Origin of the sequence: Adhaeretor mobilis, assembly GCF_007741515.1 — a bacterium.
Taxonomy (GTDB): domain Bacteria; phylum Planctomycetota; class Planctomycetia; order Pirellulales; family Lacipirellulaceae; genus Adhaeretor; species Adhaeretor mobilis.
This window is the reverse complement of sequence record NZ_CP036263.1, coordinates 3730776-3756551: the sequence shown is the minus strand read 5'-3', so window position 1 is coordinate 3756551 and position 25776 is coordinate 3730776. Positions and strand designations below refer to the sequence as shown.

Sequence of the window (25776 nt, the reverse complement as noted above, 5' to 3'; positions counted from 1 at the left end):
CTCTTAACCGCTAAAGCGGTCCAGCCTTTGACAACTACTTTCTAGTATTTCGAGGTTTTGAGAATCGCCATGACAGCTGAATTGACCCAAAATCCGTACGCACATCTTAGTACTGGGAAACGCGTTGCAAAAACGACGCTGAAGTGCCTACACGCCGTTCTGCCTCGCAAAGTTTATGAGGCGCTCTACTTCCCGGCCTTCAACATCTACCACAACTCCCTGCGGCGTTCCTACGGCAAGCAGATTAGCCGGCTAGAACAAAGCGGTAACGAAGCAAAGTTAGTCAGAACCAAGCGAGTTCACGCGGTGATGCCACATTCACTGATTGGCTCATCCGGCCTGGAACACACGCACGACTTGGCTCTGTATGCCATCAAGAACAATATCCCAGGTGCCTTCGTCGAGTGCGGTGTAGCGCGTGGCGGTTGTGCAGCATTGATAGCTACGGTTGCCGCGAGTGACTCGCAGGCACGGAATTGCTGGTTCTTTGATTCCTACGAAGGGCTGCCCGATCCGACTGTTGAAGACATCGCAGACGGTGCAACCGGCGATCACATCCGCCCGCTACCTAAGGGGTCCTGCTTGGGAACGATTGAGCAGGTCTCCGAGTTGTTGTTCGATCAGTTCAAGCTGTCGCGAGAAAACATTACGCTGGTCAAAGGCTGGTTCGACCAAACGCTTCCTGTTACTGGAGAGAAGATCGGCGCAATTGCACTCTTGCGCGTAGATGGCGACTGGTATGAATCAACCAAGTGCTGCCTCGAAGAACTCTTCGATCAAGTCACTCCCGGCGGTCACGTTATTATCGACGACTATTACAGCTGCCACGGTGCTCGTAAGGCGACCGACGAGTTTCTAGCTACTCGCGGAATCTCAGTCGATCTGGTTTCTGACGGCCGTGGCGGTAGCTTCTTTCAAAAGCCGGTTGAGGGTGGCTCAGCCTCGGATTCTGTGCGAGGAGCGGCATGAACTCCCGCGGCTGGCAATTTGGAAAGCGCGCGTTCGATCTATTCGTCGTCCTGCTCGGACTTGTTGTTGTCGCGCCGGTGTTGATTGCGATCGCTCTTCTCGTCAAAGCGACTTCTCAAGGTCCCGTGTTCTATCGGGGTGTGCGTACGGGTCGCCATGGGAAGTCATTCCGAATTTGGAAATTTCGTTCCATGGTTGCGGACGGAGAACAACGGGGTGGTACGACCACGGGAAAAAACGATCCTCGTATTACCCGCGTGGGAAGCTTCCTGAGGAAGTATAAGCTGGATGAGCTACCTCAGCTATTCAATGTCTTAGCTGGCGAGATGAGCTTTGTCGGCCCTCGCCCGGAGGTTCCTGAGTACACAGAAGCCTACACTAGTGAAGAGCAACGCATTCTGTCAGTCAGGCCGGGGATTACCGATTGGTCGAGCATTGAATTCAACGACCTGCAACAGCACGTCGGTGAGGACGATCCTGATCGAGTCTTTCGGGAGCAAATTCTGTCCCTAAAAAATGAGTTGCGTCTGAAGTACGTCGACGAGCAATCATGGGGAATCGATCTTGCGATCCTAGCCAAGACGGCTACTGTCTTGGCGAAAAAGCCTTTCAAACGAGATCGTGCGGCATGACGACCACCCTCCAAATCGACGGCCAAACCGCCTCGCGCGTCGGACTGGGGGGCTGCCCGTTGGGCGGTCACGGTTGGGGTAAAGTCGACGACCAGAACTCGATCAGAGCGATCCATTCCGCATTGGACTTGGGCGTCAACTTCTTCGACACAGCAGATGTCTATGGCCTCGGGCATTCCGAGGAAGTTCTTTGCACTGCCTTAGGTGAGCGACGGAGAGACGTCCTCATCGCTAGTAAGTTTGGCGTGCGGCGCACCGCTGAGGGCACCACGATCAAAGACATTAGCCCAAGCTATCTACGCCAAGCCTTGGAAGCGAGCCTTCGACGCTTGCAGTTGGAGTGCTTGCCGCTGTATTACATTCACTGGCCAGACCGGAATACTCCGGTAGAGGATGCCGTGGGAGAACTAGAACGCTGCCGCTGCGAAGGGAAAATTAAAGCGATCGGCGTTTCCAATTTTTCCAGCGAACAGCTTCTTAAGGTGGCTCAAGTAGCAAAGATTGATGCCGTGCAGATCCAATACAGCTTAGTGGATCGCCAAGAAGCGGAAGAGCTACTTCAAGTGAGCAAACAGCTAGGCATTCCCCTCGTGACGTGGGGTTCTCTGGCCCAGGGCTTGCTCACGGGAAAGTACGATGCGAACTCGAAGTTTGGCGAAAGTGATCGACGGAGTCGCTATGACAACTTCCGTGGTCAGAAGCTCGCGTCCAATCTAAAACTTGTCGAGCAGCTACAGCTTATCGCCGGCCGCATCGGAAGAACACCCGGCCAGGTGGCAATGCGTTGGCTACTCGACACGCCGGGAGTTGGTGCCGTGCTGTTTGGAGCAAAGACGCCGGAACAAGTCAGAGAAAACGCAGCCGTTGCAGAAGGATGGAAGCTCGAGCCTAGCGACTACAAAACGCTGAGAGACTTTCTTGCGGGCGCGGATGCTTCCTTGGAGCATTCACACCAATCCACACCAAGCCAACCCACGTCAATGTGTGCCTAGAATAAGCTTATGAAGACCCCCCAATCTACTGAAGATCTGGCGAACCGTATTCGCCGCCACGTCGTGGAAATGACTAGCCGAGGTGGGAGCTCGCACGTGGGGTCTGCACTTTCGATTGCAGACTTGTTAGCCGTCCTCTACGGCCAGGTCATGAATGTCGACCCTCAGAACCCGGACATGCCCGAGCGTGATCGGTTTATCCTCAGCAAGGGCCACGCCGGTGCGGCTGTCTATGCGACACTTGCCGAGCGTGGATTCTTCCCTGTTGAAAAACTGAAGTCCCACTATCAAGACGGCTCCGACTTGAGTGGGCATGTCTCTCACAAGGGCGTTCCAGGCGTGGAATTCTCGACGGGCTCGTTAGGTCATGGCCTCTCGGTGGCGACCGGCATGGCGCTGTCTGCGAAGTTGCGAGGTGCCAACCACCGAGTCTTCGCGATGCTCAGCGATGGCGAGTGCGATGAAGGCTCCAACTGGGAAGCCATTCTGTTTGCAGCTCACCACAAGTTGAGCAATCTGACAGCGATCATTGATTACAACAAAATCCAGAGCCTCGCATCTACCCAGGAAACGCTCGGGTTAGAACCTTTCACCGATAAGTGGCGCGCCTTCGGTTGGAATGTTGTGGAGTTGGACGGGCACGATCACGAGCAAATTACTAAATCGCTCCAGAGCAGCCCTGTCGCGGACCAACCGACTTGCTTGATTGCTCACACTACCAAGGGCAAGGGCATTTCGTTCATGGAGAACAGCGTACTTTGGCATTATCGCACCGCTCGTGGTGAAGAGTTGGAAGCAGCCTTAGCAGAACTAGAGACACAAGAATTGAAAGAAGTAGCATGAGAGATCATTTTGTAGCACGACTCTGCGATATGGCAGAACGCGATCCGCGGATCATGCTGATTACTGGCGATCTTGGCTTCGGCGTGCTCAACGAGTACCGCGAGCGCTTTCCTAAGCAGTTCATCAATGCGGGCGTCGCTGAACAGAATATGACCGGTATTGCCGCTGGTTTGGCGCTGGAAGGGCATGTCGTCTACACGTACTCAATCGCTAACTTTGTGTTCATGCGTTGTCTTGAGCAGATTCGAAACGACGCCGCCTATCACAATTGCAATGTGAATGTCGTTTGCGTTGGGGGCGGATTCAGCTACGGGCAACTGGGGGTTTCGCATCACGCGACCGAAGACCTGTCCATCATGCGTTCTCTGCCCAGCGTCAAAGTGGTATCGCCAGCAGATCACTGGGAAGCCGCGGAGGCGACCGAGGCGATCTCGCGAGAGTCTGGAGTTTGTTATCTGCGTTTGGATAAATCAGCTGCAGAGAATCAGCAGTCACCCGACGAGACTTTTGAGCTGGGAAAAGCCAGACAACTGCGCGAGGGTCAGGATGTGACGCTCATTGCCACCGGCGGAATCATGAGCGAAGCGCTGGAGGCCGCGGACACGCTGCAAGAGCAAGGCATTTTTGCCAGGGTGCTAAGTCTGCACACGATCAAACCATTGGATCAAGTAGCCGTGATCGCAGCCGCTAAGCAAACCGGTGGTGTGATTACGATCGAAGAACACACAGTTGACGGTGGCCTTGGTAGCGCCGTCGCAGAGACGCTGCTAGAGAATGACGCAGCGCCGGGCTTCTTCCGGCGTATGGGCTTGCGCGGCGGATTTGCTTCGATCGTCGGCAGCCAGAGCTACCTCAGGCAGCAATATGGCTTAGACGCAGAAGCGATCGTTGGGCAAGTTGCGACCGCACTGCCGGCTCGATTCGCAATAGTGAAAGCGGCTTAAACTTTGCTTTGGGATTCCAGCGACTCTTCGAGCGTCTGTTGCTTTGGTCGTCTAATGCCACTCTCCAACAAGATTAAATACGTAGTCCAACGCTTCCTCTGAAGTTGCCTCATCAATGCCACCATTTTGGCAGTATGCGTTTACTTGATCGAATCCTCGGACCTCTGTACGGGAGACACTCGACTCAAGATAGGCCCCCCAAGCAGCGGCGGCGACTTGGTCGTCTCCGGCTGAGTCGTAGAGCGTTGCCGTGTCATTGCCATTGCCGGTAGAGTATGCTCGGGACTGCTCGAATCCGTGAGCATCGTTGAAGTAGCCTGAGCCGGCCATCAGAGCGCGATTGGCCCATGACACATAGCTGTCGTTCCCGTCACTGCCATGGAAGACTGACGTGTCATTACCGGAATTGGAGAAAGCGATCGTTCGGCTGAATCCGTGTGTGTCATTAAAGAAGCCGCTACCTGCCATGAGTGCTCGGTCGCTCCAGCCAACATAGCTATCATTCCCTGCGGCATCGTAGAGCGTCGCTTGGTCATAACCCTCAGTTGAGAAGGCTATCGTGCGGTCAAATGAGTTAACGGTGTGATAATATCCCTCACCCCACATTTTCGCTTGGTTGTAGTAGCCGATGTACAGATCGTCCCCGGCAGAATCATAGAACGTTGCTTGGTCATAGCCTGTGGTAGCAATTGCATCATAAGTATCGAAGTTAAAGGCGTCATTCCGGTAGCCAGCACCCATCATGGTCGCACTATCAGAACGACCGATGAAATTATCGTCGCCCAATGTGTCGTGGAACACAGCTTTGTCGTTTCCGCCGCTGGCAGTAACGCGGGTTTGGTCGAAACCACGTGCGTCGTTGAAGTAGCCATCACCTGTGATAAGGGCCCGGTCAGACCACGACACATAGGTGTCGTCGCCAGCTGTGTCGTAGAATTTCACTAGATCGTAGCCGGTCGTCGCATAGGCGTAGGTTCCTGAGAACCCACGAGTATCATTGTGGTAACCTTCGCCTGCCATGATGGCCCGATCCGCCCAAGCCACATAGACATCGTCGCCATCCGTATCATAGAAAGTAGATGCGTCGGCTCCTCCAGTAGAAGTGGCTAGCGTTGATTCAAAGTTTCTGACGTCATGATGGAAGCCAGATCCTCCAAATCGCACTCGGTCGTGCCAGCCAATGTACCATTCGTCTCCGGCTGTATCATAAAACGTAGCGCTATCGTAGCCGCTATCGGAATGCACAACAGCGTTCGAGTAGCCCACGGCATCGTGGCGGAAGCCTTCACCACGGTAGGAAGCCCGATCCGACCAACCAATGTATTTGTCGTCACCCGCTGAGTCGTGGAATACGGCATGGTCATACCCGCCGCCGCTATTCACGTAGACATCTTCGGCGCTATTCACAGTCACTAGGTAGTCGTTGCTAGAGAGTATCGTATTGCCCACCCGGAAGGTGGCAACGTCGTTTGCCGCTCCGTCGTAGAGCGTAGCAACGTCGGTACCGGCCCCGCCCTCGAACACAAAGTTGCTTGCCTCATTCGCATCGAATCCGTAGCCAACACCGTTGACCGTCAGGTAATATCCTTCGTTAACAAAGAACTCAAATGCATCGTCGGCATCTGTTCCGTTAACAGTCACAAAGCCGTTATCAATGTCAACAAGATTCGTCATCAGGAAATCAACATCAGCGTTGGTGCCAACGGCGTGGATATAGAATGCTTGGCCGGCATTGGTCAGCACATCGACACGCAGATCACCCGTATCGACCAGATCCATGTTCTCGTTATAGAGCTCCAGAGTCACATTGCCGGCTGCTGCGTTGAACGCTGCCTGGACCGTCATGTAACCGTCTTGCGAAGCCTCAACGCGATACCAACCCTCGCCGGCAACGTTCACGTCTGCTTGGCTACCAGAGGAGAAGGTGCCCCAGTCGCTGAATGTGAAAGTCGAAGTCGATTCCGAAGTAATTGCGAAGTCGAAGTACCCAAGACCATCAGCAGTGCTGAAGCCCACGGCGTAGCTTTGGCCGGCTACCACATCTAGAGTAAGCGTCTCTCCGTTGGCGCCCGAGACAGTTCCGCCTGAAGCTGTCCACTGGGCAGCCAGTTCGTGGCTCATATTGGACGCAGTGAAGCTTACCGTGCCGGTGGCACCGGCTGTGAAGCTGAAGAAGTCCGAGTCGTTGAGCTTGGAGATCACGCCGCTGACCGAAGCAGTATCGCTGATTGTTCCTAAATCGTGGGCAGCACCAACTGAATTGCCGTAATCGTCGACGGGCATTAGGGCATCGATAGCGGATTGAATATTCAGTCGGCTGTACGACGAACTTGTTGCCGAATCGAAAAACGAATCAGCCGTGGCGATCATGTGATCGAAAATGGTGTCTTGGGTAATGCCGGTCATACCCGTAAATTCCATCGCCTCACGCACCAACACACTGGCGCCCGCCACATAAGGCGAAGCCATGCTGGTACCGCTCTTGGAGCGGAAGTCGTCAGTCGTGCCGTTGTTGTTGCCATTATAGTCAGGCACGGTGCTGTAGATTGAACGTCCAGGGGCGGCAATGGCACGCTCATGCCGCTGACTGTAATAGCTAAGGCTGCCGCTATCGTCGACCGACATTACGGGAATGACGTACGGGCTTGCGGCTGGATAGCTGAGTCCCGGCGTGTTGAAGTCTGCATAGCTATTGCCGGCCGAAACAGCGACAAAAATGCCGTCCGCTTCCAATTGGGCGAATTCGCTCTCTAGGTTTGCCCAGTTCGGGATAGCACTCGAATTCCAACTGGATACTCCTAAAGAGAGGTTCACTGCGGTAATCGGGTTTTCAAAGTCGTTGCGGTGGTCGTGAACCCACTGCAGGGCGTCTTCTACCCAGTGGAAGTAGCCATTGCCGTCATCATCGAACACGCGCAGACCAACAAGATCAGCACCTGGGGCAACGCCTTCGTGGGTGCTGTCTGTACTGCCGATGATGCCTGCGACGTGGGTACCGTGCGAGCCAGAAGGGCCATCGTCGTAAGGATCAGCGTCGTTTTCGCCAGTAAAGTCCCAGCCGCCAACCACGCGATAGTCGCTTCCCAGTCCGCCGCCAAGAGCATAGTGGTCGTAAGCGATACCACTATCAATCACGGCTACGGTTTGGCCACGACCTGTGAAGCCGTAGTCGTCGCGAACGTCATTCAGGCCGGTGGTATTATGAGCACTGTTGAGCTGCTGTTCGATCTCGCGTAGATACTCGTCGAGATCAACCGGGGCTTGCGCATCGCGCCAGAAGTCAGCAGTCGCTTCAACCTGCTGCTGTATGTGCTGGTCTAGTGCTGGCGGTTCTTCAATCGCGTGGTGCTCAATTGCACCGCCCATGAAGCCGCTCACAGGATCGGCCGTCATCGCGAGCCGTTCCTCAAGTGATTCGATCTGGCTGATCACTCGATTGGTGTCTGTTTTACGCTTGGGCATGTGCCCGGTCCCCTCTGTGCCTTGGCTGGGATTCAGGCGGCGCTCCCTCGCGACGACCCTGTTTGTCCAACCGGCAGTTCAATGTAAACGAGAATGATCAGAAAAGCTTGCCGGCAAACGAGCGCAGTGGGGAGTTCTACGTGGTTTTTATTGCCAGTCGTCTTGCTGCACTGAGCTAAATCACAACTTTGTAGTAGCTTGGGCAGCATTAGAAACTTAGTTCAAGTTCCTAGGCGTTGCGGATCAAGCAAGCTTGGTAAGCCTGGAAAGCTATGCGGGTTGAGTCCTACGACCCAACCATAGATGGCTGCGCGTTGACGACCTTCCACGTCGCGAAACTTGGCGCTGCCAGAAGGCAACCTGATGTTGCCTAGATGCAACATGACGTACGAGATTTGCAACCAGAGTGTTCGCTCTTCAGGTCCAGAAAAGCCGTTGAACAGCTTGATTACAGTTGTTTACGCCCGGAGGCGTTCGCATTGGCACGCGAATCCGGGAAGAGACATAGCCCGTGCCTGGTAACGAATGTGTGTCTTGAAGACGCTTGCTGATCCAAATTTCTCTAGCGGTGTTGGACATCGCAAATCATGCTGACTAATAGGCCTGGCGAGGATCTACGTAGTCACACAAGCGAGCACGAACTTGCCTGAACAGACTTTACAACAACGGCAAACTTCAAAGTATCAGCTCGCTCTAGCGATTGGCTGTTTGTTTGCACTAGCGATCAGCCTCTTTTCTCCGGTATATCCAAAAGAGCAATGGCTGCAACACATGCCCACAGTTGTTGGTCTGCTTAGCCTATTCTTGTTTTCACGCACTGGCTACTTTAGCTGCACGTCAGCGACCTGCATTGCGGTGTTCCTGCTGATGCACATTATCGGTGCTCGTTGGATCTACTCCTACGTGCCCTACGATCGTTGGTGTGATGCCTTGTTCGGAAGGAACCTAAGCAATCAATTTGGCTGGCAACGCAACCACTACGACCGACTCGTACACTTTGCTTTTGGCTTTCTCTTCACGTTACCCACTGCGGAGGCAGTCAAGAAGTTGTCTGGGTTGAATCGCTGGCTCGCGCTCGGTGCTGCGTTTACGGTTGTCGCCGCCGTCAGCGCAGCGTACGAAATCCTAGAATGGGGTTTGGCCGTCGTTGCCGCTCCCGAGTTTGCCGAACGCTACAACGGGCAGCAGGGCGACTATTGGGATGCCCAGAAAGACATGGCTCTCGCTTGCCTGGGTAGCCTGCTGGCAGTGGCGGGGCTCAGTTTGGCCCGCTCTATACTGCCTACTCAGAGACCATTGCAGGCGGAAGATTAAGCTTTAAGGCTATTCCTTTAGGAACTGAAGCCAGCCGAGTGTTTCCGCGACGATCACGGGAAAATTGTAGAGCCCGTGAAACGACATCGCAGCGTAGAACCACGGTATGCCGTCGGCAAGGCGAGGCCGGCGGAGGTCTTGGATGGCACCTTGCCAAATCTTAGAGAGACCAATTCCCGCTAGGGTCGAACAGCTCACATGCAAAGCGACGCATACCGTCCAGCGGAAAAGCTCGAAGGCGGCGGTGTGCTGCGGTACGTAGATGTTGAAGTAGATGAGGTTTTCGATTGCTGCGAACGCCAAACCTCCTGCTATTGCGCAGAGCATTATTTGAAAAGGCGAACTGAACAAGTAAGGTCGTTTCTCAACGATCCACAGCGCTAAGAGCACTTTGGTTATCTCTTCGGTGATCGGACCCATAATCACGGCACCGAGGAGCTGGACAAGATTCGCTATCCCACCACCGCCCATTGAAATTCCGCCGAACAATGCACCTATGATTCCCAGTGGTCCGCAAGCCGCGATCACGAGAAGTGCCACCAACCACGTCTTCTCTCTACTTGTACGTTGGAGCTCGAACGTGAGCCAATTCGCGTAGGTTAGTTGGTCTGCCTCGGGAGGAGCGTTGAGTTCGCCGGCTAGCGTGGGCTCTTCCCAGACGTTGTGTTCAACGTGATCGGCTAGCTTGGATTTCTGCCACTCACGCTGAAGCAAATCTTCTGCCTGGGCTTCACTCGGATCGAGCTGCGGAGCCGCGTCGGCCAAGTGAGGCTCGAATTCGATACCATCTTTGCGAGAATGCTTGCTCATCCTATCGACTCGAATCGCTTTGACTGACGATCAGGTAAGCGCGAGGTGATCCAGGATTGATCAATCCTACCGCCGGGACTGATTTATCCGGCTAGACTGCGCTAAACCGTCGGAGCGTCATACGTGTAGGCCGTTGCGCTGGCGAGCACAGCAACCATGGCCGCCCCTTTTTTAGATGCCGTGCTGCCACCAACATCGGCAGTTTGGATGCGCACGTTGCAGATGGCATTGTGGCCCAAAGCTTGTGCTTGCTCCACTAATTGCTGAGTCGCCTCGCGTCGTGCACGCCCGAGTAACGAGTGATAACTGCGCACTTCACCACCAAATAGTCGGCGTATATTTGCCAGAAAGCTCTTGAGGTAGTCCGTTGCCACAACTGTCTCGGCAACCACCATTCCAGGAGTGGTGCCAGCCGTAGCAGCAGGAAAGCTCTTCAAGGTGGTTACCAGAAAGCTGCCATTGGCTGATTCGCGTCCTTGCAGTCTGGCATAGTGCCGACGTTCGGCAGTTCGGCCAAATATCCAACCCACCAAGATCAGGAAGAACAAGAATAAGACTTCACCCATTGCGGGACCTCGTTATTGGATTGCTTAGCGATGATCTCAGGGAAGAAGGGCTCAAGCCTCGGTCAGAGTCACCGCCGTGCCGTAGGCATACAATTCAGCGGCCCCTGCCGTGACAGCGCTGGTAGTGAATCGTACATTCACCACGGCATTCGCGCCCAATTGCTGAGCTTGGGCCATCATGCGTTCGACCGCTTGGCGGCGAGACTCCGTAAGCAATTCTGTGTAACCCTTCAGCTCGCCACCTACGATGTTCTTCAGGGAAGCGGCAAAGTCGCGTCCCACATGTTTTGCGCGAACCGTGTTGCCCTGCACGAGGCCCTTAATTTCGGCGACATGGTAGCCGGCGACAGTTTCGGTATTCGTGACGATCATCAGAGGATATCCCAGAGATAGGAGTGAGCATTAGTTTTCTTAGATTGTCGCACCTAGTAAGTAGGCACTATTGTGGTGATCCCCGTCCCCCACTGCAAGCCTCTAGAAACGGAGTCCTCCTAGCTTTGGTGAAGTGAACCCACAGATTGAGCTCATAAAAAATATTCGATCGTAGAGCCGACACTGATAAATCCATGGATTGGTGAATCAGAGGCTGTAATTCCGGTCCAATACCTGTGAGTATGATGGCTGTCCTGTGACTACCCCAATTGTTCCATCTCCGACGTGCAAGTGCCTTAGAATATGACAGACTCCACTGACAGTAATCATGGACATGAGCAGACGCGTCTCCTACCCAAGTCCATCAGTAAATGGCTCAGCCTGGGTGTTTTCTTGGTGATCTCAGGGGCAGCAATCACCATTGGCCAGTTTTACCCACCCGATGCGTGGTTCGACTCACTGGCAAAGCCGTTTTTCAACCCTCCCAGTTGGGTGTTTCCAGTTGTTTGGACGCCACTCTATATGTTGATTGCAATCTCCGGGTGGCTGCTTTGGAGACACGCTCCCAAGTCTCTCGCAATGGGTTTTTGGGGGGCTCAGATGATCCTCAACGTCCTGTGGACTATCGTATTCTTTGGCTACCACAGGCCTGGGTGGGCCTTGATTGAGATTGTCCTGCTCTGGTCGGCGATCGGAGCAACAATCTTATCCGCCCGTTCGGCTAGCAGAACGGCCGCAATCTTGTTTCTACCCTATTGGGTCTGGGTGGGTTTCGCGACGCTTCTCAACGCGGCCTTCTGGTGGCTGAATCGTTAGAGATTCTCAAGCCGAGCGGGGATACCTCAAATCCGGCAGGTAGGTACAATAGTGCGATTCTTTCACTACTTCATCGCGACCAAGAACGAACTGATATGGACTCAGGTACCGACGCCACAGACAAGTCCTCACGAAACTTCATCGAGCAGATCATCGACGCCGATCTGGCTGCGGGTAAGAATGGAGGACAGGTGCATACCCGTTTTCCTCCGGAGCCGAACGGCTACTTGCATATTGGTCACGCGAAGAGCATTTGCCTGAACTTTGGCATTGCGAAGCAATACGAGGGCAAGTTCAACCTGCGCTTCGATGATACAAACCCGGCTCGCGAAGAGCAGGAATACGTCGATGCCATTATTGACGACATGCGCTGGCTGGGCTGCGAGTGGGATGATCGCCTATTCTACGCATCCGATTACTTTCAGCAGCTTCACGATTGGGCCGTGCAACTGATTGAGGCGGGCAAGGCCTATGTATGCGATCTCGATGCAGAGCAAATGCGCGAGTATCGTGGCACGCTAACCGAGCCTGGCAAGCCGAGCCCCAATCGTGAACGTACGGTCGCAGAAAATCTCGAACTATTCGCCAAGATGAAAGCCGGCGAATTCGCCGATGGCGAGCGCACGCTTCGCGCAAAGATCGACATGGCCTCGCCGAACATCAACTTGCGCGACCCGGTCATGTATCGCATTAAGAAAGCCCACCATCAGCGCACGGGCGACGACTGGGGCATCTACCCATCGTACGACTTCACGCACGGTCAAAGCGATTCGCTCGAAGGCATTACGCATTCAATTTGTACGCTTGAGTTCGAGAATCACCGGCCGCTCTATGATTGGTTCTGCGATTCTCTGGGGATTCATCACCCTCAGCAGATAGAATTCGCGCGGCTGAACATGACGTACCTCGTCATGAGCAAACGCAAGCTGTTGCAACTCGTCACTGAGAAGCACGTCAACGGTTGGGACGACCCGCGCATGCCAACCATACGCGGCCTACGTCGTCGCGGTTACACGTCGCACTCGATCCGGTCCTTTTGCGAGCGAGTTGGCGTCACGAAGGTCAATAGTACCATCGATATGGTTTGGCTCGAAGACGCCATACGCGAAGACCTTAACGAGAATGCACCTCGTCGCATGGGCGTTCTGCGGCCGCTGAAAGTGGTGCTCACCAACGTGCCCGAGGGCGAGACGGCCAAGGTTTGCGAGCTGCCCAACCATCCGCAGAACGAAGAGTTCGGCACGAGGAAAATAGAACTAGGTCGCGAGATTTACATCGAACAAGATGATTTTCAGGAGGACGCACCCAAAAAGTTCTTCCGCCTCAAGCCCGACGGTGCAGTGCGACTCCGCGGAGCAGGCATCGCGGTTTTGGACGAGATCGTCAAGAACGAGGCGGGTGAAGTCGTCGAGCTGCACTGTGCCTTCAACCCTGATACAACGGCGAAGCACAATGAAAAGAAGGTGAAAGGAACAATCCACTGGGTTAATGCAGAGCAGGCTGTGGAAGCTGAGGTGCGTTTGTATGATCACCTATTTCAAACGGAGAACCCCAACAAGGCGCCCGAGGGCTCCACGTTTCTGGACAACCTAAATCCCAGCTCGTTGGAAACAGTCACCGCGAAGCTAGAGCCGTCACTCTCGCATGCCGAAGCAGGCGAGAAGTATCAATTCGAACGCCTGGGCTACTTTCATGTTGATCCTATCGACTCCAACCCTGGGCAGCCCGTTTTCAATCGTACGGCGACCCTACGTGATAGTTGGGCTAAGTCGAAGTCTTGATGCGTGGCCGGGGTGCTTGAGCACCCCGGGCCATGGGTTAGGGCCTCGGAAGGTAAGTTGACTCCAGGCCTTCTCAAGCGTTAGGCTGAACCGCAACGGCAGGCCGCAAGAAGCGGTTTCCGACCTGTTTCTTACTCTGGAGGTTTGCAATGCCTGAGTCAATTCGCCCTGATCGTTCTAGTAGCCGTTGGCTCTGTAGCCTGCTGGCAGTCTTGACGGCATGCGGTCCGGCAACGACCGTGCTCGCTCAAGAAGTGCAGCGTCCTGTCCCACCACGCTCTGTTACGCAGCCGGCACCTAATCCGCAACGTACGACCGACGATACGACACTTTTGGGGAACAAGGCGATGGCGCCTGCCTCGGAAATCGATCTCTCCTACGCTCTGTCAGATGCGGCAGTCATCCTCGTTGCTCGTCCCGGGCAGGTACTCAACTCTGCCATGATGGAGATGATGCCCACCGAAGTCATCCAGGCTGCTTCGATCAAAGAAACGGGGCTTGATCCGCTCAAGGTAGATCAAATTGTGCTCTCTGTTTCTCCACCCGCTAACGGGCCACCTAATTACACGGCACTCGTGCGTTTCGCCGAAGCGGCAACACTCGACTCGGAACAGCTAACTCGCCACACGCAGCCAGGCGAAGTGAACGGCAAGGACTACTTGAAAAGCCAAGATTTCATGGCACCCAGCATCCTGCAACCCGATGAAAAGTCGTTCCTGCTCACGCCCGACTTCTCCATGCAAGAGCTCACCAAGCCCGATCGGATCAACGGCGTCGGGCCACTTGCTGCTAAGGTGGCAGCCGCAACACGGGGAGATGATTTTTTCCTTATGGTCGACGTGGCCGCCATCCGACCACTATTGCAAATGGGAATGCAGCAGGTTGACTTGCCGCCGGAGCTGGATGACTTGCGAGAACTTCCTGATTTGATCAGCACGGTTGAATTCCGAGTGAACTTCTCGAACCAGAGCCTCACGAACTTAGTCGTTACTGCCAACGATGAAGCTGCCGCCGACAAACTCATGCATATCGTTGAGAGCAAGAAAGCCTTGGTCAGGGCAAAAGCCCAGCCAGAGATTCAGAAGGCACTTGCTTCGGACGATCCAGTTGAGCAAGCCTCGGGCCGATACGGCACGCGCATGCTGAAAAGGATGGACGAAAGCGTCCAGTTCGATCGCGATGGTGTCAGGTTGACTCTATTTCAGCACGATCCGAAAGTTGACGGCAGTGGAGGATTGCTTACGAATTACGCGACTATCGGCGTTTTGGTCGGCCTGCTCTTGCCTGCCGTACAAGCGGCTCGCGAAGCGGCTCGGCGGAACATGTCAATGAACAACATGAAGCAAATCATGCTAGCGATGCACAACTATCACGACACTATGGGGCAGTTCCCGGCGCATGCGAGCTATGACGACGAGGGCAATCCATTGCTGAGCTGGCGAGTGCATATCCTGCCATTCATTGAGGAGCAGGCTCTCTATGAGCAGTTTCATCTCGACGAACCGTGGGACAGCGAGCACAACAAGACGCTCATCGAAAAAATGCCCGATGTTTACGCTGAGCCGAGTGCTGCAGTCGATCCAAGAGATGGCAACACCCATTACTTAGCGCCTGTTGGAGGAAGCCTTGCATTCGATGGTACGAGCAATGGGATAGCATTAAGAAAGTTCACCGATGGGCTATCGAATACTATTGCTCTCTTGCAAGTCGATAACACGGCGGCGGTCACTTGGACCAAGCCGGCAGACTGGGAGCTGAACGCCAAGAAACCATTGGCTGGGCTCGACCAAGCAATTCATCCAGCGATCTTTCTGGCGGGGCTGGCCGATGGAAGTGTGCACTCCATGTCGTTCGCCATCGACCCGGAAATGTTCAAGGCATTGCTCACACGCAACGGTGGTGAAGTCGTGAACTGGTAGTCAATTATCGTAACCAATAAACAAACTTAGTTAGCCCGCGAACACAGTATTGCTTACGAGTTAGCTCGCGCGGTGTTGGCGTATGGCGATAATTCCACGCGAGGCGTAGCTCGCGGGCTAGTTTATTCACAGCGTGCAATGTTGCTCAAGCGAAAGCAAAACTGATGTCCGAGCAACTTCCAGGTAGCAACGACGAAACGATCGTCAGAGCAACCGATCCAGCGTTGCTCGATCAGTCGAGCGGCGAGGCCTCGACCGGCGACCAATCATCGAAAGAGGGCCTGCGCAAATCGGCCCGACGCCGTGTTGCCTTAGTATCTGATTCCAGCCCGCAAATGTCCGCGGAAACGCGGGCGCTACTACGGGGCCGACTCCGCATCTTAGCGGTAGTGCTCATGAGCGGGTTTGCCATGTTTCTTGTCTGGCGACTTGCAATGGCAGCGCGGGGCGAAGGAGCGGTGGGACCAGCCGGTATCCCTTACGCCCATTTGGCGGTCACCGTGCTGTTGGGGCTCATTTCGTGGAAGCTGTGCGCCAAGTGTGACCTGTCACTTCCTAAATTAAGAATAGCCGAACTCTTAATCGTTGGTTCCTCGGCCGCCTTCTTTTTCGTTCTGGGAACCCAGCGTCTCGAACACGACGCACTCTCGCTCCAAGGGCACACCCACATTCCCAACATCGGTGGTCCTTGGCAGTTTCTCATCTTCTGCTACGCGCTTTTTGTTCCCAACACTTGGCGAAGGGCAGCAGTGGTGATCGGGCTGCTGGCACTGGGGCCGCTAGTTGTAATCGGAGTGGTTGCCTGGCAGTCGCCCGCGTTCCTTAACCTCGCAGGGATGCAAGCCTTTCGCGGCGTGTTCATCGAGCACGCCCTGATTGCACTGATGACTGGTGTTTCAGCGGTGGTTGGTGTGAAAACAATCGGCACACTCCGTCGCGACGCATTCCTGGCGAAACAGCTCGGCCAGTATCGTCTGAAGCAACTCATTGGCAGCGGCGGCATGGGCGAAGTCTATTTGGCCGAACACGAGATGATGAAACGCCCTTGTGCGATCAAGGTCATCCGACCTGAAAAGGCCGGCGACCCGCAGGTGCTCGCTCGTTTTGAACGCGAAGTTCGCGCTACGGCGAAGCTATCGCACTGGAATTCAATCGATATCTACGATTACGGAAGCACCGACGATGGTACTTTCTACTACGTCATGGAGTATCTTCCCGGACATAATTTGGGCGAGCTAGTAGAAATGCACGGCCCTCTGTCAGCGGGGAGGATCGTGTACCTCATGCTTCAAGTCGGTGAAGCGCTGGCCGAAGCGCACGACCAGGGGCTCGTGCATCGCGATATTAAGCCGGCTAATATTTTCTGCGCGTATCGTGGCGGACGTTTCGACGTCGCAAAGCTGCTGGACTTTGGCCTCGCCAAGCCGATGAGCGATGTCACCGAAGCGGGCCTGACTGCCGCTGGCTCTATCACGGGCTCGCCCTTGTTCATGTCGCCCGAGCAATCTACTGGCAGTCCTAATGTCGATGAACGCAGCGATGTCTATTCTCTCGGCGCGGTCATGTACTACATGGCTACGGGTCGGCCCCTGTTCGAGTATGAACAACCGTTGCGAGTGATTGTGGCCCACGCGTCGGAAGAGCCCATTCCGCCCCGCGAACTCTGCCCCGATTTGCCGCTCGAGCTTGAAGAACTAATCCTCCGATGCTTGGAAAAACAGCCTGAAGACCGCTTTCAAACGGTCGCTCAGTTGCTCGTGGCACTTGAAGAAGTCCCCGTCGAGCCGATTTGGACTGTTGCTGATGCGGCCGCTTGGTGGAAAGACTTCGGCTGCCCGAAACGCAAGGCACTCGCCCGCCAGGTGCAGGAATTAGCAGCCATTTGAGCTGCGGCGCGAACCCAGAGCCTAGTTTGTGCGACCAGTACAGTGAACCTCGTCGGGACGGTGAGGCTCAAATCTGTTTCGCGCGACTTTCTCGGCGCGACTTTCGCACTGATTAGCTTCCGCGTAGAATGCAGGGCTCGCCGCGGTGCATAGCTGCCGTTGGTACTGTTTACGCCAGCACCGGGCCATTTGTTGAAGTTCTCAAGTTAGAAGGTAGATTCGATATGTCAGAAGCCGCTCATCCCCGCACACTGTTTGAGAAACTCTGGGATAACCACGTTGTCCACGCGGAAGAGGGTCGGCAGACGATTCTCTACATCGATCTGCACCTCGTGCATGAAGTGACCAGCCCGCAGGCGTTTGAGGGGCTCCGCCTTGCCGGCCGCCAAGTTCGCCGGCCTGAGCTAACAATCGCCACGGCAGATCACAATGTGCCGACGAGCGATCGCAGCTTGCCGATCCTCGATCCGATCTCCAAACAACAGATCGACACGCTCAGCAACAACTGCAAAGAGTTCGGCGTTAAGTACTACGACCTCAATGACGTTCGCCAAGGCATTGTCCACGTGATCGGCCCCGAAATGGGTTACACGCAGCCCGGCATGACCATCGTGTGCGGCGATAGCCACACTTCTACACACGGTGCTTTTGGAGCGCTTGCGTTTGGGATTGGCACCAGCGAAGTCGAGCACGTGCTCGCCACGCAGACGCTGCTGCAATACAAGCCGAAGACGCTCGAACTACGCGTTGACGGCCAAGTTGGTCGCGGTGTTACGGCTAAGGACATTGTGCTCTATCTAATTGGTCAAATCAGCACGAGCGGCGGCACCGGTTATTGTGTGGAGTACACAGGCGAAGCGATTCGTGCGTTAACCATGGAAAACCGCATGACGGTTTGCAATATGTCGATCGAAGCGGGTGCTCGCGCCGGGATGATCGCGCCCGACGAAGTGACCTATGAATACCTGAAAGGTCGCGAGTTCGTCCCGGCGGACTTCGACGCAGCCGTCGCCAAGTGGCGTAAGTTGCCTAGCGACGAGGGCGCCACTTACGACAAGTCGCTCGTATACGACGCTGCCAACATTGCCCCGCAAATCACCTGGGGAACTAACCCTGGGCAAGTCACTTCGGTCGACAAGAAGGTTCCCATGCCAGCGGAATTTTCCGACGAGACGGAGCAAAAAACCACTGCGCTGGCTCTCGAATACATGGGCCTCAACGGTGGCGAGTCGCTTACCGATATTAAGCTCGACCGAGTATTTATTGGCTCTTGTACGAATGCACGCATCGAAGACCTGCGTGCCGCTGCTGCGGTAGCCAAGGGCCACAAGGTTGCCGGCAGCGTGAGTGCCATGGTCGTGCCTGGTAGCGGCCAGGTAAAAAAGCAGGCAGAAGAGGAAGGCCTCGACCAAGTGTTCAAGGAGGCAGGCTTCGACTGGCGTGAAGCCGGCTGCAGCATGTGCCTAGCGATGAACCCTGACAAACTCGATCCGGGTGAGCGCTGTGCTTCGACCAGCAATCGCAACTTCGAAGGCCGACAAGGCAAAGGCGGTAGAACGCACCTTGTGTCTCCCGAAATGGCCGCCGCCGCCGCCGTGGCCGGTCACTTTGTTGACGTCCGGGAATGGAACTAAGCTCTCCTCCGGTCCGCATCTCAATAATTCCCTCTCCCCTTTCGTATTTCCACTTTCGCTATGAACGCTTTCACAACTCACGCCGGCAAAGTCGTTTCGCTCGACCGTGCCAACGTCGATACCGACCAAATCATTCCTAAGCAGTTTCTCAAACGAATTGAGCGAACCGGCTTCGGTGAGTTCCTGTTCTGGGACTGGGCCCGCCGCGACGACGGCACCTTGAATATGGCCTTCGAGCTAAATCGGCCCGAGGCTGCCGGTGCCAGCATATTGCTCACTCGCCGTAATTTTGGCTCCGGTTCGAGTCGCGAACACGCCCCGTGGGCTCTGGAGGACTATGGTTTCCGCGTAATCGTGGCGCCGAGCTTTGCTGACATCTTCTACAACAACTGTTTCAAGAACGGTCTGCTCCCTATTCCGCTCAGCGAAGAGCAAATCGAGGAGCTTTTTCAGCGAGCCGCGAAGCATGAAGGATATCAGCTTACGGCCGATCTTGAGAAGCAAACGCTTACCGACGAACATGGCTTCACAGCAAGCTTTGAGGTCGAGCCGTTCCGTCGCCATTGCCTTATGAATGGCCTCGATGACATCGCGCTTACGCTTGAACAAGTTGATAAGATTGATGCCTTTGAAGCAGCCCGCGCTTAGTTGTCAGCGTTGTCAACGTGATTTCATGTCATTCCGACCGAGCGACAGCGAACTAGGAGTCCAGTCTGGACTAAGGGGAACGGAAACCATGCTCACAAGTTGGCAATTCGTCTCTCTTGCTACAGCTCTAATGTACTTCGGCTGCTTCGCCTTCACCACTGCCGTGGCTCAGCAGACTGATGATGAGTCGGAACGTTTTAAGGTCACCGTAGTCGCAGAAGGGCTCAGCAACCCTTGCGGCTTGGTTGAGCGACCGGGCTCCACAGCTGCTGCAGGAAGTGAAGTCTTCTTTTCAGAGAGTGGTGCGGGCAAAGTTTGCAGCTTTCGCACCAATTCGCCAGAAGCGATTGCGGATCAAATAGAGGGATTTTCCGTTGGCCCTTGGGCATTGGATGAGAACTTAGCCGTTGGTCCCCTTGGCTTAGCTTTCCTGAAGAAAAGTAAGCTTGTGGTCGGATGTGGTGGATCGGGCAGCGGGCAAGACGAGATGCTCGTATACGATCTACCTACGACTACACAAGACGAGCCGGCAGCTCCGATTGGCTCTCAGAGGTCTGACTATGTTCTGGGGCCAATTGGCGAGAGCAATCGCAGCATGACAGGCGAAGGAGGCTTTTTTTCGCTGGTCGCCAAGCCCGACGTTGCCCTGTTCGCCACTTCCAGCGGCGATTCTAGGCACGGCTGGCTATTGAAGGCGTCCATCGCCAAAAATCGCGCCTCCGACCTGCAGCCGTTTATCGCCACACGAGAAACCAATCAGTGCGAAACGCCGCTCGCTGCAACGCTGAATCTTGTCGAAAGCGACCGCGGCTACTTAGTGGTTGGCCTATGTGGGCGACTTGGTGCTGAGGCGGGCGAAGAAGCTCTCCGCGATAGCCGCCTCGCTTTTTACAGTCCCCACAGTGGCCGCTTAGCACTTGCTTTGGATACGGGCTTGCAAGACATTTCCGCCCTGGCGTTTAGTCCCACGGGGCAACTCTACGCGGCCGACATGGCCTGGGACGACGAGCAGGCCGGCGGCGTCTACCGATTGGACGAACATCTGGTCGAAGGAAAACAGACCTGCCGTGCCGTAAAGATTTGCTCCGTGCCGCGACCTAGTTCGCTACTGTTTGTTGACACCGACCAGCTTTTCGTCACTGCTTATGGAGCAGCCTCAGAAGACCAAAACGCTGGCTCCATACTCAAAGTCACTGGCGAGTTTTAGCCACCAGCGTTTTTCAATTGCGACTAACGTGCTCAAAGCAAAAAGGAACCAAGAATATGTCACGACGTGAAAAGATCGAAGCCATGCTCGCCGAAGAGCCGGGTGATATTTTTCTACGGTACAGCTTAGCCATGGAGCAAGACAAGGAAGGTGAACACGATGCGAGCCTCTCCAATCTTGTCGAGCTTACTCGCGAGGAGCCCGCTTACGTACCAGCGTTCTTCATGATGGGCCAGCAACTGGCACGACTAGGACGTACCAGCGATGCCCGCAGTGTGCTGCGCGATGGTATCGAAGCGGCTCGCATCCAAGAAGACTCTCACGCCGCGGGTGAGATGAGCGAATTCCTCGCATCGTTGGGTTCCGCAGAAGAACAACGCGACGTGTGAATCGCTGAGGATGCCAGACCTGCGCACTTCTTGTGGGGCAATTACTTCTTACAAGCACTGGCCACAGCGCACGAAGTGCAGCTCGCGCAACCCCCCTGCCCCATTGCTTCCTCAGTGCCGCAACCTGGGCCGCAACCTTCCGCGAGCGTTTCACTGAACTTGCGAAACTCGACGCTCGTTTCGTATGTGGCTGCCAATTCCTGGGTGAGGCTCTTGGCAGCCGCAGGCGGATCGCCAAAGAAGTAAAAGAACAGCCCCTGCCCGTCGAACAAATGTTCGACATCCATCAGCGTGGCTTCGATCTGGTTTTTCGCCAGTAAGGTGCTGCATGCCTCGAAAGCGGCGTGGCGATGCTTGTTGAGTCGTGCTTCTAGAAGATCGTCTTCCACGCCCATAGGCCGAAGAATTTGCCCGTCAGTCCCCCTGGCTTCCATCGACTTTTCGGTTTGGCTGAGCACTTCGCCCACTTCCAAGCCTCGTGGGCTACGGATGATCACCCGTTTCCCGCGTGGGTACAGCAGCGCATCAACTGCCACAAAGCAACCAACGTTGCCGAGCAAGCCGTAGCGGACGAAGTGGTGAGCCATTGAAGAATCAGCGATTTGAATCAGCGATTTAGTAGTGCAATAATAGCGGTGGAGCCCTTATTCTTGCTGTTTCAAGTGCCATTGCCTAGCGAGAATTGTGGCGTTTACCGGTCGAGGCGTAGCTCGATGGCTAACGGATAGTACAATTGGAGCCCATGCAGCAGGCACTCTGGATCCAATAAACCACGAAGTGATAGAAGCAATTTTTTATGTCGATCACCACCGAAACGAACAATTCGACCGCAGAGCATCAAGTGAACCAAGATTGGAACCAGCTTGCGAGCCGAGTTCTCGAAGGGCACCAACTATCCCGCGAGGAGGCAATGGCGATCCTGGCGGCGCCAGATGAGCAAGTACCCGCACTAATCGCGGGAGCCTTTGAGCTTCGCAAGCACTACTTTGGCAAGACGGTGCAGCTCTATTTCCTCATGAACGCCAAGAGCGGCCTCTGCCCTGAGGATTGCGGCTATTGCTCGCAATCGAAGATTTCCGACGCGGAGATTCCTAAGTACAACCTACTCAACCGCAAGCAACTGCTGGATGGTGCCAAGGTGGCTGCTGAGCGAGGTGCGAAGACCTATTGCATCGTAATTTCTGCTCGTGGTCCCACGGAACGTGAGATCCAAGCAGTCGAGCAAATCGTGCCCGAAGTGAAGCAGCAGTACGGCCTGGATATTTGTGCATGTCTCGGCTTGCTCACTCCCGATCAGGCTGAACGATTGGCGGCGTGCGGCGTAAATCGCGTGAACCACAACTTGAACACGGGCGAGGAGTTTTACAGCGAAATCTGCTCGACTCACACTTTTGCTGATCGCGTCGACACTTTGAAGGCGGTTCGTGGTGCTGGTATGGAGCTTTGCTCCGGCGGAATCGTAGGCATGGGCGAGCAGCCGGCGGACGTTGTGTCGATGGCCATCGAGCTGCGTGACTTGGGCGTGGAGTCGATACCCGTAAACTTTCTCAACCCGATTGAAGGTACGCCGCTCTCCGGGCAAGACGAGCTTACGCCCAACTATTGCCTGAAAGTGCTAGCAATGTTTCGCTTTGTGAATCCCGATCGGGAAATTCGCATCGCGGGCGGCCGCGAGATTCACTTGCGAAGCTTGCAGGCCATGGGCCTCTACGCGGCCAACTCCATCTTTGTAGGCGACTACCTGACCACTCAGGGGCAAATCCCTGAGGAGGACTACGCCCTCATCCGCGATCTAGGTTTCGAGGTCACTGGCTCTGTCGAAGCAGAGGCAATCCAAAGCAGCTAGATTGCCCACTCCACGAAACCGAAATATTTCGAGCGATCGGCTCAATCACCGCAACCCTACTGACCGATAAGCAGATAGAACCCCCCTCTCTTATCTGCTTTCTAGGGATGCGCTCTAATGTTGCGTCAATCAATAGTCGGTTTGCTGTTACTAAGCCTTTGCACGGCGGTGCCCTGCCAAGCCCAAAACGCTTCGAACTCGAAGACGCGGCGGCCCTCGCTTGCTTCACGGCTGAGCTCTTTTCGCGATGTTTTCCGTCGCGACGATGAGAAACCAGCCGCTAGCAATTCGAAACTCTCGGCGAGCGGCCTCTTCGGTGGCGGCAATGGTCAGGAGCAGGGAAATTCACGTCCGCCTATGCCGTACGATCCGGCCGACTTGAAGCGTCCTGCAACGGCTTCGCAAAAGCAACCGAGAGTCATCACTGAAGACATTTCGGTCAATCCGCGATCACAAGTCAGCGCCAGAGTGGTAGCACCTATCACCAAACCGGCCGCGGAGCCAGTTGCGATCGACACGCGGCGTTCTCCCATGTTCGGTAGTCGCAAGGATGAACTCGACGAAGCGCTGTCTGACTTGTTCGCTCCAGCCGGCGGCGATATTTCACAGCCACCAGCAGCTTCCGGCCGGGAAGAGCTTCCCAGTTATCTCCAAGGGCTCGTTGCCGAGGAAGAACCCGAGCCAGTAAGCACGATCAAAACAGCTGCAAATTCAGCAACTAAGAAATCCGCAACTAGGAGTACTCGTAGTAACCCGTTCGATCTGCACGGTGCTTTGGCTCCTGCAGAGCTGACCAAAGAAGCAACTCCATCAGCCAAGCCTGAACTGCCGAACGTAGATACCGCCATCAGCGAGAGCCTCGGCACCATTTCCCGTGAAAAGCTTGACGTCATCCCTGGACCTACCGCTAGCCCAGAGCCTATCGGCGCAGAAACTGCGGTGGAAGAGGCACTTACCGCAGCGATGCCTACTCCCATTGCAGTGCCAATCACTGTTGAGACGCATAGAGCATCTGCCGAAACAAAAGAAACCAATGCTGAAGAAATCCTTCCCACGGAAGGTTCAGTTACCGACCTGGCAGATTCCTCCACCAGCGAAGCTCAAGAGGCTTTTGCTGAGCGCGTCGAGCCTGTATTCACGGAATCTGTGCCTGTGTCGTCAGGCACGTCAGCACTACCAGTCCAAGCCAGTTCGAATACCTCGTTGGACAACCCAGTCCGCCAAGATAACGTACTTCTGAGCTACAGCCAGCCTATTATTCAGTCGTATGTAGAAGGTCCACGTCGCATCGTCGTTGGTCGCGAATCGACCTATCGCGTTGTCTTGAAGAACTCGGGCGAAACGTCTGCTGAGAAAGTCACCGCTACGGTTGAGGTGCCCATCTGGGCTGACGTCGTCGATGCTACCTCTTCGAGCGGCATTATTGAGCGTTCCGAAAAGGCGAGCCTCGCCGATGAAACCCGCCAGATCGAGTGGCGTCTGCACGATCTTGCCGGGCGTTCGCAACAAACGCTCGAATTGCGCTTAATTCCACGTGCCGGCCGCCCGCTGCAACTGGGCGTTCATTGGAAGCACGCCCCGGTTGGCGCTCAGGCGATGGTCGAGGTGCAAGAGCCGAAGCTGGCACTCATTCTCGCCGGACCAAGCGATGTGCTTTTCGGTCGTCCGCAACTCTACACGCTTACAATCAGTAACCCGGGTACGGGCTCCGCAGAAGATGTCGCCATCCAGCTGACTCCTCCTGGTGGCGGTGTCGATGAAGTCATCAATCACAAGGTGGGCATCCTCGCCCCTGGTGAGTCGAAGGAATTGGAATTGGAGCTTACCGCCCGCGATGCGGGCGAGCTCACCGTGCAAGCCGCCGCTGTTGCAGCCGGCGATCTTTCGGCCGAGACGATAAAGAACGTTCTCTGCCGCAAGCCGGAACTGGAAATCGATTGGCGTGGTCCAGAGAAAAAGTACTCAGGCACCGTTGCTACGTACTACTTCCGCGTGCGCAATCCGGGCACCGCTGCGACGGAGCCTTTCGACGTGAAGCTTGACTTGCCCGAAGGTGGTGAGTTTGTCTCCGCGAGCGAAGGTGGCCGTAAGACCGTTGATGGCAAACAGGTTTCCTGGAAGGCGCCAGCACTTGCTCCAGGACAGGAACGTTTCCTGCAGTTGCGTTGCCAGCTTTCCGCCGGTGGCGACAATAAGATCGTCGTCGTTGCGGAAACCGCTAACGCAGAACTTCGCGACAAGGAAACCATTATCACGAATGTCGTTGCGCTGGCTGACTTGAAACTCCACGTCTCCGACCCTCGTGGTCCTCTGCCCGTGGGCGAGCCCGCGGAGTATGAGATTCGCGTTGTGAATCGCGGCACCACCGCAGCTCATGATGTGAATGTAACGGCACTGTTTTCTGCCGGCATCGAGCCAATCTCGGTGGAAGGTGCTCAGCACTCCATCCGCGACGGTCGCGTTTCGTTCCAGACGATCAAGACCCTGTCAGCTGGTCGCGAGCTCACGCTCAAGATCAAGGCCAGCGCCGCCCAGCCAGGCACGCACGTATTCCGAGCGGAAGTGGGCTGCCCGGACCTCGACATTAAGCTGGCCGCCGAAGAAACCACACGGTTCTTCAAAGACGAACGCCGCTGGGAAGACGCCAGCACAGCTTACTCGGGTAGCGAAGCGAAGCGGTAGAGCGAGAAGGCTGGCGAGTGCCACTGCTGGCCGAGTCTCGCGAAGCGACCATCAAGCAATTGGC

At 55.3% G+C, this 25776-nt stretch carries 21 protein-coding genes; 16 read left to right on the top strand and 5 right to left on the bottom strand.

Features of this window, described 5'->3' with window-relative positions; translation table 11 throughout:
* Positions 1–69 precede the first annotated feature (69 nt).
* The 5 genes from HG15A2_RS14835 to HG15A2_RS14815 are packed head-to-tail and all read left to right on the top strand — an operon-like array spanning position 70 to position 4380.
* A complete protein-coding gene (locus tag HG15A2_RS14835) occupies positions 70–969 on the top strand; it encodes a TylF/MycF/NovP-related O-methyltransferase (RefSeq protein ID WP_145060969.1) in 900 nt (299 codons plus the stop codon).
* A complete protein-coding gene (locus HG15A2_RS14830) occupies positions 966–1601 on the top strand; it encodes a sugar transferase (protein ID WP_145060968.1) in 636 nt (211 codons plus the stop codon). The genes HG15A2_RS14835 and HG15A2_RS14830 overlap by 4 nt, the downstream gene beginning before the upstream one ends.
* Positions 1598–2593, top strand: a complete 996-nt coding sequence (locus HG15A2_RS14825; RefSeq protein ID WP_218931984.1) for an aldo/keto reductase — start codon at positions 1598–1600, stop codon at positions 2591–2593. Before HG15A2_RS14830 ends, HG15A2_RS14825 begins: the two co-directional genes overlap by 4 nt.
* Before the next feature lie 9 nt (positions 2594–2602).
* Entirely contained in the window at positions 2603–3436 is an 834-nt protein-coding gene (locus tag HG15A2_RS14820) for a transketolase (RefSeq protein WP_145060966.1), read from the top strand.
* Positions 3433–4380 carry a transketolase family protein gene (locus tag HG15A2_RS14815; protein WP_145060965.1) on the top strand — a complete coding sequence of 316 codons (948 nt, stop codon included), beginning with the start codon at positions 3433–3435 and terminating at the stop codon, positions 4378–4380. Before HG15A2_RS14820 ends, HG15A2_RS14815 begins: the two co-directional genes overlap by 4 nt.
* A 51-nt stretch (positions 4381–4431) precedes the next feature.
* On the opposite strand, the gene HG15A2_RS14810 is transcribed toward HG15A2_RS14815, so the two are convergent.
* Positions 4432–7842: a S8 family serine peptidase gene (locus tag HG15A2_RS14810; protein WP_145060964.1), complete on the bottom strand. Its 3411-nt coding sequence runs from the start codon at positions 7840–7842 to the stop codon at positions 4432–4434.
* Between the two features lie 642 nt (positions 7843–8484).
* Here HG15A2_RS14810 and HG15A2_RS14805 point away from each other — a divergent pair.
* Positions 8485–9156 carry a DUF2238 domain-containing protein gene (locus tag HG15A2_RS14805; protein ID WP_246117749.1) on the top strand — a complete coding sequence of 224 codons (672 nt, stop codon included), beginning with the start codon at positions 8485–8487 and terminating at the stop codon, positions 9154–9156.
* A gap of 9 nt (positions 9157–9165) precedes the next feature.
* Here the strand turns inward: HG15A2_RS14805 and HG15A2_RS14800 are convergent, their stop codons facing one another.
* The 3 genes from HG15A2_RS14800 to HG15A2_RS14790 form a co-directional block, all read right to left on the bottom strand.
* Positions 9166–9966 carry a PrsW family glutamic-type intramembrane protease gene (locus tag HG15A2_RS14800; protein ID WP_145060963.1) on the bottom strand — a complete coding sequence of 267 codons (801 nt, stop codon included), beginning with the start codon at positions 9964–9966 and terminating at the stop codon, positions 9166–9168.
* 101 nt (positions 9967–10067) lie between these two features.
* Positions 10068–10532: a YbjQ family protein gene (locus tag HG15A2_RS14795; RefSeq protein WP_145060962.1), complete on the bottom strand. Its 465-nt coding sequence runs from the start codon at positions 10530–10532 to the stop codon at positions 10068–10070.
* A 51-nt stretch (positions 10533–10583) separates the two neighbouring features.
* A complete protein-coding gene (locus HG15A2_RS14790) occupies positions 10584–10904 on the bottom strand; it encodes a YbjQ family protein (protein WP_145060961.1) in 321 nt (106 codons plus the stop codon).
* 303 nt (positions 10905–11207) lie between these two features.
* On the opposite strand from HG15A2_RS14790, the gene HG15A2_RS14785 reads away from it, so the two are divergent.
* The 8 genes from HG15A2_RS14785 to HG15A2_RS14750 all read left to right on the top strand — a co-directional run bounded on the left by HG15A2_RS14785 (position 11208) and on the right by HG15A2_RS14750 (position 21184).
* Positions 11208–11720, top strand: a complete 513-nt coding sequence (locus tag HG15A2_RS14785; RefSeq protein WP_145060960.1) for a TspO/MBR family protein — start codon at positions 11208–11210, stop codon at positions 11718–11720.
* Positions 11705–13501 (top strand): glutamine--tRNA ligase/YqeY domain fusion protein, encoded by a 1797-nt coding sequence (locus tag HG15A2_RS14780; protein WP_246117748.1) that lies wholly within the window; start codon positions 11705–11707, stop codon positions 13499–13501. Before HG15A2_RS14785 ends, HG15A2_RS14780 begins: the two co-directional genes overlap by 16 nt.
* A gap of 149 nt (positions 13502–13650) precedes the next feature.
* Complete coding sequence (locus HG15A2_RS14775) at positions 13651–15420, top strand: DUF1559 domain-containing protein (protein WP_145060959.1); 1770 nt, start codon at positions 13651–13653, stop codon at positions 15418–15420.
* Positions 15421–15584: 164 nt separating this feature from the next.
* The gene (locus HG15A2_RS14770; protein WP_145060958.1) at positions 15585–17306 is read left to right on the top strand and encodes a serine/threonine-protein kinase; all 1722 of its coding nucleotides are present in this window, start codon (positions 15585–15587) and stop codon (positions 17304–17306) included.
* Between the two features lie 224 nt (positions 17307–17530).
* Positions 17531–18940: a 3-isopropylmalate dehydratase large subunit gene (gene leuC / locus HG15A2_RS14765; RefSeq protein ID WP_145060957.1), complete on the top strand. Its 1410-nt coding sequence runs from the start codon at positions 17531–17533 to the stop codon at positions 18938–18940.
* Between the two features lie 60 nt (positions 18941–19000).
* On the top strand, positions 19001–19588 hold the full coding sequence (gene leuD / locus HG15A2_RS14760) for a 3-isopropylmalate dehydratase small subunit (RefSeq protein WP_145060956.1): 588 nt from the start codon (positions 19001–19003) through the stop codon (positions 19586–19588).
* A gap of 88 nt (positions 19589–19676) precedes the next feature.
* Positions 19677–20795, top strand: a complete 1119-nt coding sequence (locus HG15A2_RS14755) for a hypothetical protein (protein ID WP_145060955.1) — start codon at positions 19677–19679, stop codon at positions 20793–20795.
* Between the two features lie 56 nt (positions 20796–20851).
* Entirely contained in the window at positions 20852–21184 is a 333-nt protein-coding gene (locus tag HG15A2_RS14750) for a tetratricopeptide repeat protein (protein ID WP_145060954.1), read from the top strand.
* A 41-nt stretch (positions 21185–21225) separates the two neighbouring features.
* On the opposite strand, the gene HG15A2_RS14745 is transcribed toward HG15A2_RS14750, so the two are convergent.
* Entirely contained in the window at positions 21226–21771 is a 546-nt protein-coding gene (locus HG15A2_RS14745; RefSeq protein ID WP_145060953.1) for a PSP1 C-terminal domain-containing protein, read from the bottom strand.
* A gap of 209 nt (positions 21772–21980) precedes the next feature.
* Between HG15A2_RS14745 and bioB the strand changes: the two genes are divergently transcribed.
* Both bioB and HG15A2_RS14735 read left to right on the top strand, forming a co-directional pair.
* Positions 21981–23030, top strand: coding sequence for a biotin synthase BioB (bioB, locus tag HG15A2_RS14740; RefSeq protein ID WP_145060952.1), 1050 nt, complete (start codon positions 21981–21983; stop codon positions 23028–23030).
* Positions 23031–23147: 117 nt separating this feature from the next.
* Positions 23148–25712, top strand: a complete 2565-nt coding sequence (locus HG15A2_RS14735; RefSeq protein WP_145060951.1) for a COG1361 family protein — start codon at positions 23148–23150, stop codon at positions 25710–25712.
* The last annotated feature ends 64 nt before the right edge of the window (positions 25713–25776 follow it).

Excerpts from the sequence above, each read along its gene's own strand:
- HG15A2_RS14820 (WP_145060966.1), top strand. The coding sequence starts at position 2,603 with ATGAAGACCCCCCAATCTACTGAAGATCTGGCGAACCGTATTCGCCGC.
- HG15A2_RS14785 (WP_145060960.1), top strand. The coding sequence starts at position 11,208 with ATGACAGACTCCACTGACAGTAATCATGGACATGAGCAGACGCGTCTC.
- HG15A2_RS14825 (WP_218931984.1), top strand. The coding sequence starts at position 1,598 with ATGACGACCACCCTCCAAATCGACGGCCAAACCGCCTCGCGCGTCGGA.
- HG15A2_RS14800 (WP_145060963.1), bottom strand. The coding sequence starts at position 9,966 with ATGAGCAAGCATTCTCGCAAAGATGGTATCGAATTCGAGCCTCACTTG.
- bioB (WP_145060952.1), top strand. The coding sequence starts at position 21,981 with ATGTCGATCACCACCGAAACGAACAATTCGACCGCAGAGCATCAAGTG.
- HG15A2_RS14815 (WP_145060965.1), top strand. The coding sequence starts at position 3,433 with ATGAGAGATCATTTTGTAGCACGACTCTGCGATATGGCAGAACGCGAT.
- leuD (WP_145060956.1), top strand. The coding sequence starts at position 19,001 with ATGAACGCTTTCACAACTCACGCCGGCAAAGTCGTTTCGCTCGACCGT.
- HG15A2_RS14745 (WP_145060953.1), bottom strand. The coding sequence starts at position 21,771 with ATGGCTCACCACTTCGTCCGCTACGGCTTGCTCGGCAACGTTGGTTGC.
- HG15A2_RS14735 (WP_145060951.1), top strand. The coding sequence starts at position 23,148 with ATGTTGCGTCAATCAATAGTCGGTTTGCTGTTACTAAGCCTTTGCACG.
- HG15A2_RS14795 (WP_145060962.1), bottom strand. The coding sequence starts at position 10,532 with ATGGGTGAAGTCTTATTCTTGTTCTTCCTGATCTTGGTGGGTTGGATA.
- HG15A2_RS14790 (WP_145060961.1), bottom strand. The coding sequence starts at position 10,904 with ATGATCGTCACGAATACCGAAACTGTCGCCGGCTACCATGTCGCCGAA.
- HG15A2_RS14770 (WP_145060958.1), top strand. The coding sequence starts at position 15,585 with ATGTCCGAGCAACTTCCAGGTAGCAACGACGAAACGATCGTCAGAGCA.
- leuC (WP_145060957.1), top strand. The coding sequence starts at position 17,531 with ATGTCAGAAGCCGCTCATCCCCGCACACTGTTTGAGAAACTCTGGGAT.
- HG15A2_RS14835 (WP_145060969.1), top strand. The coding sequence starts at position 70 with ATGACAGCTGAATTGACCCAAAATCCGTACGCACATCTTAGTACTGGG.
- HG15A2_RS14750 (WP_145060954.1), top strand. The coding sequence starts at position 20,852 with ATGTCACGACGTGAAAAGATCGAAGCCATGCTCGCCGAAGAGCCGGGT.
- HG15A2_RS14755 (WP_145060955.1), top strand. The coding sequence starts at position 19,677 with ATGCTCACAAGTTGGCAATTCGTCTCTCTTGCTACAGCTCTAATGTAC.
- HG15A2_RS14830 (WP_145060968.1), top strand. The coding sequence starts at position 966 with ATGAACTCCCGCGGCTGGCAATTTGGAAAGCGCGCGTTCGATCTATTC.
- HG15A2_RS14775 (WP_145060959.1), top strand. The coding sequence starts at position 13,651 with ATGCCTGAGTCAATTCGCCCTGATCGTTCTAGTAGCCGTTGGCTCTGT.
- HG15A2_RS14810 (WP_145060964.1), bottom strand. The coding sequence starts at position 7,842 with ATGCCCAAGCGTAAAACAGACACCAATCGAGTGATCAGCCAGATCGAA.